The sequence below is a fragment of the Flavobacterium chilense genome (assembly GCF_001602525.1).
Classification (GTDB): domain Bacteria; phylum Bacteroidota; class Bacteroidia; order Flavobacteriales; family Flavobacteriaceae; genus Flavobacterium; species Flavobacterium chilense.
Map to the genome: position 1 here is coordinate 1 of NZ_LSYT01000017.1, position 14,321 is coordinate 14,321.

At 31.1% G+C, this 14,321-nt stretch carries 8 protein-coding genes and 1 pseudogene; 7 read left to right on the forward strand and 2 right to left on the reverse strand.

All coding sequences use genetic code 11. The features are described from left to right. Nucleotides 1-3,140 (reverse strand): annotated as a pseudogene (locus A4F88_RS24680) (hypothetical protein); the annotation flags it as partial. Nucleotides 3,141-3,415: 275 nt separating this feature from the next. On the opposite strand from A4F88_RS24680, the gene A4F88_RS24685 reads away from it, so the two are divergent. The 7 genes from A4F88_RS24685 (at nt 3,416) to A4F88_RS24720 (ending at nt 11,670) form a co-directional block, all read left to right on the forward strand. Next, complete coding sequence (locus tag A4F88_RS24685; protein ID WP_280656152.1) at nt 3,416-3,826, forward strand: type IV pilin protein; 411 nt, start codon at nt 3,416-3,418, stop codon at nt 3,824-3,826. Nucleotides 3,827-4,301: 475 nt separating this feature from the next. Continuing rightward, nucleotides 4,302-5,705, forward strand: a complete 1,404-nt coding sequence (locus tag A4F88_RS24695; RefSeq protein ID WP_068845870.1) for a GspE/PulE family protein — start codon at nt 4,302-4,304, stop codon at nt 5,703-5,705. Nucleotides 5,706-5,743: 38 nt separating this feature from the next. Next, on the forward strand, nt 5,744-7,942 hold the full coding sequence (locus A4F88_RS24700; RefSeq protein WP_068845813.1) for a type II secretion system protein GspD: 2,199 nt from the start codon (nt 5,744-5,746) through the stop codon (nt 7,940-7,942). Then, nucleotides 7,942-9,138, forward strand: coding sequence for a PilN domain-containing protein (locus A4F88_RS24705; protein ID WP_068845815.1), 1,197 nt, complete (start codon nt 7,942-7,944; stop codon nt 9,136-9,138). Before A4F88_RS24700 ends, A4F88_RS24705 begins: the two co-directional genes overlap by 1 nt. Nucleotide 9,139: 1 nt before the next feature. Beyond that, a complete protein-coding gene (locus tag A4F88_RS24710) occupies nt 9,140-9,661 on the forward strand; it encodes a general secretion pathway protein (protein ID WP_068845817.1) in 522 nt (173 codons plus the stop codon). Between the two features lie 35 nt (nt 9,662-9,696). Next, on the forward strand, nt 9,697-10,755 hold the full coding sequence (locus tag A4F88_RS25815; protein ID WP_068845819.1) for a hypothetical protein: 1,059 nt from the start codon (nt 9,697-9,699) through the stop codon (nt 10,753-10,755). 3 nt (nt 10,756-10,758) lie between these two features. Then, nucleotides 10,759-11,670, forward strand: a complete 912-nt coding sequence (locus A4F88_RS24720; protein ID WP_068845821.1) for a hypothetical protein — start codon at nt 10,759-10,761, stop codon at nt 11,668-11,670. A gap of 154 nt (nt 11,671-11,824) precedes the next feature. Here the strand turns inward: A4F88_RS24720 and A4F88_RS24725 are convergent, their stop codons facing one another. After that, nucleotides 11,825-13,378: a S41 family peptidase gene (locus A4F88_RS24725; RefSeq protein ID WP_068845823.1), complete on the reverse strand. Its 1,554-nt coding sequence runs from the start codon at nt 13,376-13,378 to the stop codon at nt 11,825-11,827. Nucleotides 13,379-14,321: the final 943 nt, after the last annotated feature.

A 14,321-nucleotide genomic window follows, 5' to 3' on the forward strand; every position in this document is an offset into this window, starting at 1 on the left:
TTGTAATTGTACTGGTTTTGAGAAAGGATATTGTTGTTTTTGTCTTTCACAAATTCAAGTCTTCCAAAGGAATCATAGGTATAAGTTATTTTATCTCCTTTAGGATCTGTTATGGTGCTTACTCCCACCAGTGGAATATAAGTGTAGGTCGTGATCATAGCATTTGGCAATGTTGTACGTAAGTTGTTTATACCTGCAAGACTACTCTCATCTATACTATTTATATCTGACAGTCCTAAAGCTGCAGCTACCTCTGCATTTGTAGCATTTTCTATCTTGGCAATAGGAACAGATTTAATGTATCCCCAGATAATTGTTACAGGACTTCCGTTTTCAGGGGTATATTGGGTGATATTCCCAAAAGTGTCATAACTGTCAAAAGTGATTTTTTTCTCTAATTGATCCGGTACAATATTCCCTTTTTTTGCATAAATATATTGAGGCAATAATAGAGATTGACCAGTTGGTGTATAGCTACCATACTTTGTTACCTTTTCAGATAATTTATTGCCATTATTGTAACTTTCTATTTTTAAAGGGCTGCCGATCATATTTTTTGAAATTAATAAATCTCTTAATGGTTCGCCTGCCATTACTGCATCTGTTGCATATGAATATTTGGTTTCTAATGTTTCTCCTTTAGAGTTTGTATTAATTTGGTTTGTAAGATAACCTGTGTTTAAATTGTAGTTATTTGCTGTGGTTTGAGTTATTTCCTGACCATAATAAAAACTTTTATTCTCATCAGTTAATAGACCATAATTTTTAGCTTCATGTCTAAACTGATTTACTTGATAATCGTTCATTGGTCTTGGATAAGGTAATATGCATCCTGATCCAATTACGTTGCCAGCAGGAAGCCAAGTTTCTCTTACTGCTTTTACTTCTAAAGCATAAACATATTGGGGTATGTCACGTTTTTCTCCAAATAAATAAGTATTTGCCTGATTGGTAAGTACTACATTAGCTTCGTTTTTTATTGTTTTTGTTTTTAACAGTCCAGTATAAAAATAATTTTCTTCATCAACTAAAGAGTTTGCAGAAGGTTGTCCATAATAAGTGAAAATAGTTTTACCATTGCTTAGCAATTGATTGTTTTGATTTTTCCCAAAGTCTGATTTTTCAACTGTTTTATATAGTACAGGGCTTCCTCTAAAATTAGAGAGAGGATAGACACTTGTATAATTATAAAAGTCTTGTCTGACATAAGTACTGTTACATCCTGTATTATCCTGAATATAATATCCGGAATAAAATTTAGGTCTTTGTAGCATTATTCCGGTACTTTTTGCATTCTGCTCATAATTATAAGCTGTAGTAATACATTCTCCGTTGAAATCACAATTTTTAATTTGTTTGATTCTGATTCCACCTACAGTTTGATTGAAATTATCAGGTAACTGCTCTAATTTTGTTGTTAATGATGCTGTTGTTCCCGGATCTGAAATAGCTACTAATTTGTATTTTCCAGCTGTAGAGATATAGGCTGTAGCTGTTCCGTTGACCGTAGCAACTCCTAGCCAGTTTCCTTCAAAATCCCAACCCTTTGAAGTACTATAGATTGTAGTTTGATCATCAATTTTTACTAATAACACTTTAGCATCTCTTCTGTTATCGGTTCTGGGATAGGATGTTAAGTTTCTCAGACTATAATTAAGACTCAGCGATACAGGAGCTTTAGTTATTTCTAAAGTATCATCTATTTTCGTTTCTCCATTGCTTTGTGCATTGGCGCCATAATTTTTTTCTGTTAAAGCATCTGCAGCATATGGAAAATTGTATTCTCCGGATTGCATAAGTACTTTGTTTGGTTCATATTCAATTAATGAATATCCTTTGGTTTGATAAGTAATTTTAGTTAAAGCCCCAATTTTAGTACTGTTGTAATCTGGTTTTATATTAGGATTACTGTCGATATTTATAGAAGAGTAAATTGCAGGTCTGCCTTTTTCATTGTAATAGCCCCATAAATCTTTTTTATAATAATCACTGTTGTCTGCAATAATAGGATAAGGAGTACTCATGTCGTATTCCATTTCATTGGTAATGGCTCCATTGTATTTTACATTCATCAAATTTGTTCTTCGGCCCGTCCATCCCGAATAAGAAAAATCATAACTTTTCACTGAATTTGAAGACTTATCTTTTACGCTTAGGTTTGTAATTACAGCGATAGCCGGTTCTGCTGGGTTAGTGTTATATTGTAATTCAATCGTGTAAGTACTTGTAATTATTTTTTTTAGTTTTAGAGTATTTAAGACTGTTGTTGTTGTATTTGTACGAAGTGAAAGGTTACTATAAGCTATTTGATTGCTTGTTTTTATAATACTTTGGGATTGATTAGAGTCATTATAGCTAATCGGATTAGAGTCATATTCAAATGTGATCTTGTTAGTAGTATTAGGAAAGTTAATTTCTTTTAATAAAAAAGAAGAAGTATAATTATAGTTTATATCGGATGATGATATAAAATCTGCTCCAAGTGCAATATTAAAAACGTAGTTGATTCCCTGATCATCTGTTAAGGTAAAGCCACTGTAGGAATAACCGGAAAGCTTGTAGTTTTCATTTTTTAAAAAAATAGGATTATTATTTTTGTCCAGATAAAAACTGCAGCTTAAATTACCTGCATTTACATTATATTTATCAGGTTCTCCATCAAAAATGCCATTGGCTATGTTTTCTAAAAAATGTTGAATTGTAGTTCTTCCTGCAGGACTGGTCACATCATCATAAGGAGGTAGTTTGTTTAAATATTTGTAAACATATTCTTTGTTATATTCGTGATTTTCATCATTTAGTCCGTTAACAGAATGCATGATGGAACCTCCGATATTAAAAGTCCAGCCTACTCCTGCATAACCGGGAGTTTCACTTAAAAGAAGTCCTGAATAATTATAAGATAAATTGATGGGCATAGTAAAATTACCCTCTTTAATCTCGAATATCGGAATAGTATAATTAATTCGGCCTGTTGAAATGTCAATAGGAATTTCGCCCACTTTACTAAGTGATGCAGCCTGAGGTGTAGAAACAGTAATATTTGGAATGTAATTTTTGTTTTCACCTTCAGTCTGGGCTCTTATATGTGTAAAACTTAAAAATAAAACAAATAAAAAAGTGCATGTAGTTAATTTCATAAAGATGTCTGGTTTGAATATAAAATTTTAAGAGTGTATATTTTTAGGTGAAAAGACTTTTTATTAATTTACCATTCGTTTAAAATGTAAAAAAAAAAATCTAGATTACTGATTTTTAGTTTGTTGTAAAATAGGTTGCAAGACTTAAAGCGAAGGCAATAATAACAAAAAAAATCTTATGGTTTTGTGTAATTATTAACAAATTATTTCTCATGATATCGTTTCTTGTTTTCTCAATAAAAAAGATATATTTGTAAAAATTAATTACACTTGTTTTGAAGAAAAATCTATTAAAAAAACTACCTTCTTTCAACCTTCAGGAAATGTTGATTGTTTTGGCCATTATAGGAATTTTACTTTTAATCGCATTGCCCAATCTGATGCCTTTAATAACCAAAGCCAAGAGTGTTGAGGCTCAGGTACAGTTAAAAGCAATTTATAATGCTGAAAAACAGTATTATTTTATGTACTCTAAATACAGTCCAAATTTTACAGAGATTGACTTTGAAGCACCTAAAACAACAAAAGAAAACGGAAGTGCTAATTATGTTTATGAAATTATTCAGTCTACAAACAACGAGTTTAAAGTAAAAGCTACTGCTATTACTGATTTTAATGGAAATGGTGTTTTTAATGTTTGGGAAATTGATCAAAATGGTGTACCCAAGCAAATTGTAAGCGATTAAATGTGGTGTTTAAAACTTCTATTAATTATTGTATTTGCGATTATTCTATATCAGGATTTTAAAAATCGCCTGGTATACTGGTTCTTATATCCTATTGTTGGAATTTTAGCTTTTGCGATTCAATTGTCTATAGTACCTTTAACAATCGTAGTTTTTAATACAGGTTTTAATTTATTGTTTGTGTTTCTTATTTTGGGAGTTAGTTTTTTCTATACGCGATTTCGCAATATAAATTTTCAAAATGCAATAGGAATAGGTGATGTTCTGTTTTTTATTTTTATTTGCTGCACCTTCTCAATAGTTTCTTTTTTTGTTTTATTTGTCTTTTCTTTACTTTTTTCTCTCATTTTGCATTTTGTGCTTAATAATAAAGAAAATAGAACTGTTCCTTTAGCAGGCTATATGTCGCTTTTTTTTGGAGCAGTATACATCATGACTTTTTTATATAACAGCACTTTTTTATATGCTTACTAAAATGGATAATTTCGATATTCCGATAGAATTTCAACAGCTTGTAAAATCAGAACAAGCATACTATTACAGAATTATTCCAATAGGGAAAAATGATCAGGCGGTTTTATTAAAGACAGATGCCTCTGATATTATAAGTTTGCAAAATGAGTTAGGGATTTTATTAAGTTTTAAAGTTGAATTAGAAGAGGATACAACAGAAAACATAAATCGTTATTTAAGCACAAATTATAGAAAAACGTCAAACAATAGTGTTTCAGAAATTCATTATACAGCTGATTTTTTAGAAAAAATTGTATTAAATGCCAAAGAAATTGGGAGCAGTGATATTCACTTTGAACCTTACGAAAAAAATGCCAGAGTTCGTTTTCGCATGGATGGAAAACTAAAAGAACAATTTCATATTTCGGTTGAGGAATATCCCATTATAGTCAATAAAATAAAGATCAGGGCTCAGCTTGATATTTCAGAGAAACGTTTACCGCAGGATGGGCGTATTACAATGGTAACAGATTATCAGGATTTTGATGTTCGTGTATCTGTTTTGCCTACTTTGCATGGAGAAAAAGTGGTGTTGCGTATTTTAAGTAAAGATACCAGTCATATTGATATTAATTCTCTTGGTTTTACAGAGAAAGAATTAACGGCCTATCTTGAAAACATAAAACGTCCAAATGGTATTGTGTTAATTTCTGGCCCAACAGGATCTGGAAAAACTACGACTTTATATGCTACTTTAAAAAAGCTAAATGTACCTAATACGAATATTTTAACAGTTGAAGACCCAATAGAGTATACTCTTGAAGGTATTAATCAGGTACAATTAAAAGAAAATATAGGGCTGGACTTTGCTACTACTCTCAGAACCTTTTTAAGGCAGGATCCTGATATTATAATGGTAGGAGAGATTCGTGATGTTAATACAGCCAATATGGCAATCAGGGCAGCTTTGACCGGGCACCTTGTTCTTTCGACAATACATACCAATTCGGCTTGGGCAACAGTCTCAAGATTAATTGATATGGGAATTCCATCTTTTTTAATTGCCAGCACATTAAATATTAGTGTTGCACAACGTTTGGTTCGTAAATTATGTGATACCTGCAAAGCTGAAGAAAAAATTTCTCCTGAAATTTTTCCGAGTTCATTTGAAATTCCTAATAATCTGCACTCTCATTATGTAGCTGTAGGTTGTGAACATTGTTATCATACAGGTTACTCTGGCCGAAAAGCGATTTATGAAATCTTACCCATTGGGGCTGAATTATCTAATTTAATCAAGAATAATCAACTGGATATTGATGCTTATCTGGAAGAAAATAACATTTTTACACTAAAAAAGAATGCATTGTTACTAATTAAAGATGGAATCACTTCGGTTGATGAAGTTTTTTCACTACTCTTGTAGTAAAATACACCTATAAAATTTACAATTGAACTAAATTCATGAAAAAAATAATTACGCTATTTTTAATACTAATTTTTCAAACTTCATTTTCACAGGAAAATAGAATATTACAACTTAAAAATAATATAGAAGCAATTACTGCTGATGCTCCGGGATTAAACGAAAAAATTAATGTCAACATTAAAGAGGCCTCATTATCAAGTTTTCTATTGGCAGTTTCTCAAGTACATAAATTAAATATTAGTGTAGCGCCCAATTTAAGCCAGATTAATATTGTCAATAATTTTTCAAATGTAACTGTAGGTGATTTACTTATTTTTTTATGTAAGGAATACAATCTTACAATTGATTTTACAGGAAACATTCTTTCTGTAAAATCATATGTAAAACCAGCTGAAATCCCTGCTCTAAAAACAATAGATGTAAGTTATGATTTAGTAAATAATTTACTTTCATTGAATTTAAAAGATGATAAATTATACGATGTTTTTAGAAAAATTATGGATGTAAGTGCTAAGAATTTAGTTTTTGCTCCAGGTCTGGAAAATCAACTTTTAACCGTTTATATAAAAAACATGCCTTTTGATGCAGCCCTTAATAAGCTTGCATTTGCTAATAATCTAACTGTTACAAAGTCAAGAGACAATTTTTATATTTTTGATAAACTTGAAGGAAATTTTGTAGTAGAAGGAACATCAGATCCAAATGGTGCAATAAGGCAAAACAAGCCACAACGACCAAGAAAATCTAATTTTTTCTTTACAGTAGTTGATGCTGATAAAAAATTACTGGATGTCGATTTTGAAAACACACCTATTTCAAGTATTGTATATGATATAGGACATGAATTAGATATCAACATGTTTCTTTCAAGTCCGTTAGAAGGGGCGGGTAATGCAACAGTTAAGGCTAAGAATATTACCTTTGATGCTCTTTTGACAAAAATATTCGAAAGCAGATCAGATAGTAATAGCAGTCCTTCAAATAATAATTCACAACAATTTAATAATAACTCAGGAACAAGTGTATCATCATCCTCAGGAGGTTCTTTTACCTTTATGAAAAATGGTCCTATTTATTATTTTGGTACAAAAGATCAACTAGTAGTAAGAACGATTAAATCCATCCCTTTGATGCATCGTTCGATTGAAATTTTAAGTGATCCGTCAAAAGAAGGGAGAAGTGCGGGAAGATTAAATAATACCAACAATTATTCAAATTATAGTTCAGGATATAATTCAAACAATAATTTTTCAGACAATAGAACGAACTCAAATTATCAAAATCAAAATAGTAATTATAATAGTAATGTTAGTAGTTCGTCCTCTTCATCCAGCAGTAACCCTTCGGAATCTATTTTAACAATAATCCCAGACGAAATAAAGAAGGATTTAGATATAAAAATTGATAAAGAACTAAATAGTTTTTTAGTGAATGGCCCTACAGCAAATATTGAGCGATTTGAATCCTTTATACAGTATATAGACAAAGCTGTTCCGGTTATTTTGATTGAGGTTATGCTTTTAGAAGTGAATCGAAATACAACTGTTGAAACAGGTATAAAGGCTGGTATTGGGGAAAAACCTGTTACTACTTCAGGAACTGTTTTTCCTAATGCAGATATTAATCTAGGAGCCTCTACGATCAATAAAATTATTGATGGTTTTAGCGGATTCGGGTCTCTAAATATAGGACAAGTTGTGCCTAATTTTTATTTAAGTCTTAAGGCGATGGAAACGAATGGAAATTTGAAAGTTCGTTCTTCCCCAAGATTATCTACATTAAATGGTCATAAGGCTTATTTGTCTATTGGAGAAACGACTTATTATGTAGTAACAAATCAAAACTTTTACGGATCACAAATTCCACAGGCTTCCGAGGTTAAAAATTACCAGCCTATAGATGCAGAACTGTCAGTAACAATAATGCCTTTGGTTTCTGGTAACGGACAAATAACAATGGATATCAAAGTAATACAGTCTAGTTTCAATGGTCAGAAAGTAGACAAGGATGCGCCTCCTGGAATTAATTCAAGAGAGTTTACATCGATTATCAGGGTTAAAGATCAGGACTTAATTGTATTGGGAGGACTTGAAGAATCGGTTAAAAATGATTCAGGAACAGGAGTACCGTTGCTATCAAGAATTCCTATCATTAAATGGATATTCAGCTCCCGTAAACGAGAAGATTCAAAGAAAAAATTAAGTGTTTTAATCAAACCTACTGTTATTTACTAATGACATTACCATCGATAACCAACTTTTTGCTAGGCAAACAATATATAGGCATCGAGCACTTTACTTTAAATAATGAAGATAAAGTAGCATTACTGCTAGTTGAAAAGAAAAAAGAAGGATTAGTAATTGCAAAAAAAGACAGGGTTAATTATAATGGAAAAATAGCAGAGAAATGGGATTCTAAATTACCATTTTTTTTAATTATAAATAATAATCAGGTTATTCAGAAAGAGATCTCTGGAATAGATCCATCTGATGAAAAATTATTACATAAAGCATTTCCAAATACAAATTGGGAAGAGTTTTATTTTGAAATTTGGAGACTTAAAACAAAATCGATAATTGCAATTGCAAGGCAATCCTATTTGAACGAAATAATTTCAAACTATGAAAAACAAAAAATAACAATTTCAGGAGTAAGTTTAGGAGTATGTTCTATAGCCGAAATCATAAATTATACAGAAGAAACGGAACTCTATACCAATTGTCAGATTGTTTCAAGACACGAACAAAATCAAGTTATAGTATCCAGTGTTCCGGATTCTGCGATAAGTTATACTATTAATGAGCTTAAGATAGAAAACAGACAGTTATTAGCGTTTTCAGGAATATTGAGATTGATAATGAATACGACTTTAAATACAGGTTCTATTGTATCTTATAGTGAAGAATTGTACGATCGATACAATCAAAAAATGTTTTTTGGCAAAAGTCTTAAAATTATGGTTGGGATACTTTTAGCAATTCTGCTCCTCAATTTTGTCTTTTTCTCTCACTATTACAAACTAGCTCAGGAAACATCTGAAACATTGTTGGTCAATAAATCTTCAATTGAGGATGTTAGTAAAATAAAGCAAAGAATACTTTTAAAAGAAGAAAAAGTTAAAAACATTGTAGGTAAAACGGTTTCTCAAAGTTCTCTGATTATAAATGAGATCACGAATAAAGTTCCTTCTTCTATTTTATTAACAGAGTTGACTTTTAACCCTTTGGAGAAAAAAGTAAAGCTAGAAGAGCCTATCCTTACACAAGAAAAAACAATTACAATTTCAGGAACAACAATCGCCAATAGTGCGTTTACCACTTGGGTTGAAGCAATTGAAAAGCTAAAATGGGTAGATAAAGTTTTAATAACTCATTTTGGAAAAAATGAAGCGAATGAAACAGAATTTTCAATAAAATTGACGTTGAAATAAGATGAAGTTAGATAAAAAAAATAAACTGCTTTTAGTTGGATTTCTGTTGGTGCTTTATATATGTTACTCGTTTGCTATATCAAATACAGTAAATTATTACAAAGAATATAGAACTAAGCAGGAGCAGATAGCCGTAGATAGTAATATGCCAAAATTGGTGGGTCAGCTAATTCAAAAAGAAAAGCAGTTAGATCAGGCGCTTTCTAATTATAATGTAAATATTTCAGAATCATTTCAAAATGATTTATTAAAGCAGCTTACTTCTTATAGTGATAGTTACAAACTTAAAATTGTCGATTTTCAGGAGCCGCATTCCGTATCGCAAAAAGGTTTTACGGTAACGAGCTATATTTTTTCGCTGGAAGGTTCTTTTAATGGTTGTTTAGCTGTGCTTAATAAAGTAGAAAACAATCCTGCTCTTGGGGTTATCAAGCATTTAAACTTTGTTAAAAAGAAAAATTATAAGACCAATACTGATGAGTTATTTGTAGAGGTTATTATGCAGAAAAATAAAGGAGTTTAACCAAAACTTACTATTAAAAACCAAATTTATTAATTATGAAAAAGATTTTTTTATTAGCTGTGGCATCCTTTGTCGCACAGATTTGCTTTGCTCAAAATACTTTTCCTGCTGATGGTAATGTTGGGATTGGGATGAGCAATCCAGCAACTAAATTAGATGTGAAAGGTACAATTAGTAGTTACGAACCTATACCATTAGGTTTTGTTATAAACTCTTATCAATTAATTAATCAAAGAAGTGGAAATGTGGGGGAAAATACAATTATAAATAGGTTGTGGACATATAGAGATGGTGCCCTGAATAATTGGTATACTTCAAGACTTCATGATGGTATTTCAATAGACGATTCTTTTAAAACACCAAATGTTGATACAAGAACTTGGTGGGAGAGAGACCCCTTGGACAATATTCAGTCATGGGGAAATGCTTCAGAAACGTATCTAACAATTAACAAAGGAAATATTGGAATTGACACAACAAATCCAACGCAGAAACTAGATGTAAACGGTAATGGAATTTTTAAAGGTAGTATTATCTCTAGTGTTTCTGATGTTATAGGAGGGCAAATTAATCTCGAAAATCCTTCTAAAACTGCTAATGACGCTGCAAAAAATTGGAGTATTTACAACATGACTGGTGGCTATGGAAATAGCTTACAATTTTGGGCTTATGATAATTTAGGTTGTACAAATGGAGGATTGTGTGCCAACAGATTTACTATTATGGATAATGGCAATGTGGGAATAGGTATTTTAAACCCAACCAACAAGCTAGATGTGAACGGTACCATCCACTCCAAAGAAGTAAAAGTAGATATGACAGGCTGGTCGGATTTTGTCTTAAAAAAAGAATACAATTTACCAACATTGGAAGAAGTTGAAAAGCACATTGTTGAAAAAGGACATCTGGAAAATATTCCAAATGAAGAAGAAGTCCTGAAAAACGGAATAAATTTAGGAGAAATGAATGCTAAACTTTTGCAGAAGATCGAGGAGCTGACACTTTATATGATTGAAATGAAAAAAGAAAACATTGAGATGAAGAAAGAAAATGTTGATATGAAAAAAAGAATAGAAAAAATAGAAAGAAAATAAAATATGAAAAAGATAACTTTCCTACTTATTCTGCTTATTGCACAAACTCATTCTGCACAAAGTATTTTTCCTACTGATGGAGGGAATGTTGGAATTGGAACTACTTCACCAACAAATAGTTTAACAATAAGAAAAACTCCAGATCAAAATTTTGCTCATATTTATTTTGGAGAACCTATGGCAGTATCTGGCCAGCCTTCGGCTAGTCTTTGTTTTGGAGGAGCTGGAATTCAGAATTCAGGATTTACGTGGGTACCAAGTAATACAGATGAAGGGAAATTGCATCTTTCATTTGGAGGGCAGGACAATGGAATTAAAAATCCCATAAAAATGACTTTTCAATCTAATGGTAATGTTGGTATTGGAACAACAAACCCTTTAAATGGTTTGCATGTTTTTAAACTAAATGATTTTAATGGGGGATCCATAAGATTTGGACATAGTGGTGCTTATGATGCTCTTTTAAGTTTTGGATGGAATAATTCAACTTCTGGAGATGCTTTTAAATTGTCTTATAGTCCTCATAACTCAATATCAAATGTTATAGATTTATTGACAATTGGAATAAGTGGTAATGTTGGTATTGGTACTACAAATCCAGATGCTAAATTAGCTGTAAATGGTACAATTCACTCCAAAGAAGTAAAGGTAGATTTGAATGTTCCTGCACCAGATTATGTTTTTAAAAATGAATATAATTTAAGAAGTTTACAAGAAGTTGAAAATTTTATAAATAAAAATAGCCATTTACCTGAGATCCCTTCGGCAAAAGAATTTGAAAAGAATGGTATTCAATTGGCAGAAATGAACATGGCGTTATTAAAGAAAATAGAGGAGTTGACATTGTATGTAATTGAGCAAAATAAGCGCATAGATGCAATTGAAAAAGAGAATAAGATTTTAAAAAAGAAATAAACTCTTTTTGAGTAATGAATTTTTATTAAAACTGTGCAATTGTCTTTGACTCTGTGCAGTTTTTTTTTGAATATCTCCTGATTGCGTATCCATAATCCGAATCAGGTATAAATATAAACGAAAAAAGCTCCGGATTTCTCTGGAGCTTTTTGTATTATTTTGTTTTTATAAGTTTAAGTATAAATTCCATTTGTGTATCCTTATGTTGGAAAAAATCTTCTAGAGATGGCCATACTTCGTAGTCTGGCATAATACCGTGGCCCTCTGGCTGATTGTCTTTTTTTGGGGCATCCTGTACCAGATTTACAATTGAAAATTGTGTTTTTATCTTTGAATTGGGAAGCTCATATACAAGTGGTGAATGTCCATTATGACGATAGTAACCGCCAACAGTCTCAACACCAACTATGGTAACATTTGGAACATACCCTTTTACCAGAGAAGCAAAATGTGAAGCAGCTGATGCTACATTTTCATTAATCAAAAGATAAAGATTACCTTTAAATCTAGGTGATTTAGGATGATAAACCGGATTGTATTTTTGGTTTTGAATGCTTATATTGTTTTTGAAAACCGGATACACATCTTTTAAGTATTCTTTTCCCATTTTTTTGGAAACACTATCCATTCGTTCTGATGTTGAAACACCCCAGAAATATTTTTCGAAAGGCAAAAAGGTTGGATCAAAAATTATAGATGCTTTTACATTTTCTTTGAAAGGTTTATCTGTTAGGTACATTACAGGTTGTTCAAAGTTAGGGTCACTACCGCCAGGATTATTTCTAACATCAATTATCAGATTAGAAACTTTGTTTTTGTCGAGTCCTGTAAAAACACTATCCAAAAATTGAACATAGGTTTCAAACTTAGGATCGTCGGATCCGTATGCCATACCGAACCATCTTAGATTTAACAAACCTGTAGTCTGATTAAGCATGCTAAAGCTATAGGGAGGCTGCTTTTTGAAATCTATCAATTCAGTAACAGGAGCACTAAATCTATTTTTAATGTTTGTTTCTCTTTGTTCTAGTGTCACTGCAGAAAGTACCTTTTTTTCAATAGACTCAGATTTTGGTGAATTGTATTCTATAATGAATTCATTACAAAGACCATATTCCAACAGATAGTTTATTCCAAACGATTTATTTACGCTGGCGGATAACTTTCCTGTCATGTTATGACCATCTGCTGTATAATATTTATAAAAAGATAGCATCAATTGTTTGTCATTTACCCCGTTTATGCTTCTGATCCTCGAACCGGCTGGTATATCTGATGATTGACCATCGAAAATAATTTGTTCGTTAATATAAATAAGAGGATAAGGAAAAAATGACTTTTGTCGTTTTAGAAAATTTATTAAGTCGAGATCAGGGATGGTATAATTATGTACACTTCCTTCATAGTCTGCCAGATGGAGCATTATTTTGTAAAACTCGATAACACTCATAGGCTTTTTAATACTTTTAATAGTAGTGTTGTAAATACTGTCTATTTGTTTTTTAGTGTGGTATTGGTATAGGCCTGAATTTGCTTTTTCATTTATGGAAAGAAGTATTTTAAGATCCTCATGGATCTGTTTTTCTGAAAGTATTTTATTGTACAGCATTAAACTATCTTTCGCGTTCTTGTCAAAACTTTGTGCCTGAACTTTACAAGACAGGAAAAATAATAATGTAAAAATTGATATCAGGTTTGTATTATTCATAAATGCATTAGTTAAAGATTAGAGTATATGTCAGTTTTAATCTGCTTCATTATAATTATATGTTTGTCATTTTTGAAACCAATAATTAATGTACCAGTGGATATATAAAGTAAAAAATGAAAAGATAAGATTGAAAACAATACTGAAATATGATGAGTTTTAGATCCTGAAGTTTGCCCTAATAACTGTTTCAATGGTAATAGAAAATAAATAAGCGATTACCAAAAAGGGGGTATCTATGGATTTAATAGTTACTGTTGATAATCGTTTTTGTTTTGTTTCTTGTGATAAAAATAAGATAAAATTTCAATTACAACAAAAGAAAAATAGTTTTAATAGATCAATAAAAATCAATAAGGGATAGTAATGAATTAATAGATTTCTAGCCGATCTTCAAAGAGTTTTCATGCAAGCTGTCGCTTTTACTTCACAGTTGCAATTTGAATCAGTTAAGATACAACTAACTATTTGAAAACTAATTTAGCTTTTCTTTTGTAGAGTTGTTTCTAAAGATTTATAGGTGATGAAAATATAAATATTTTCTTCGTATTAAGGATAGTTTCTGCTTCTGGTCTGGCAAAATGGAATAAAATGTCTGCACAATGGGAAGTTGCAATAACCAACTGCTTATAAAATGATGATAATCTATAATCAATACCTATCAGCTTTTTAGCGATAAACCATTGGTTATGGTTAAGAATGAATGATGAAAGCAGTATAATGAAAATTAGTCATATCAGCTTTCATCTAGGTAAAAGATTTATAGCGATTGTATTATCCAAAAACGATGACCAATATAATAATCAGAGTTATCTTTTAGGATAAATCAGAAAATAACTTATCTGTCTTTTTTTTGTGTCGTTCAATGCTATGTTATGGATGTATTCAGTTATCTAAGATTACATGTACAGTAAGGTCTCTGGATAAATTAATCTCAAAAAGT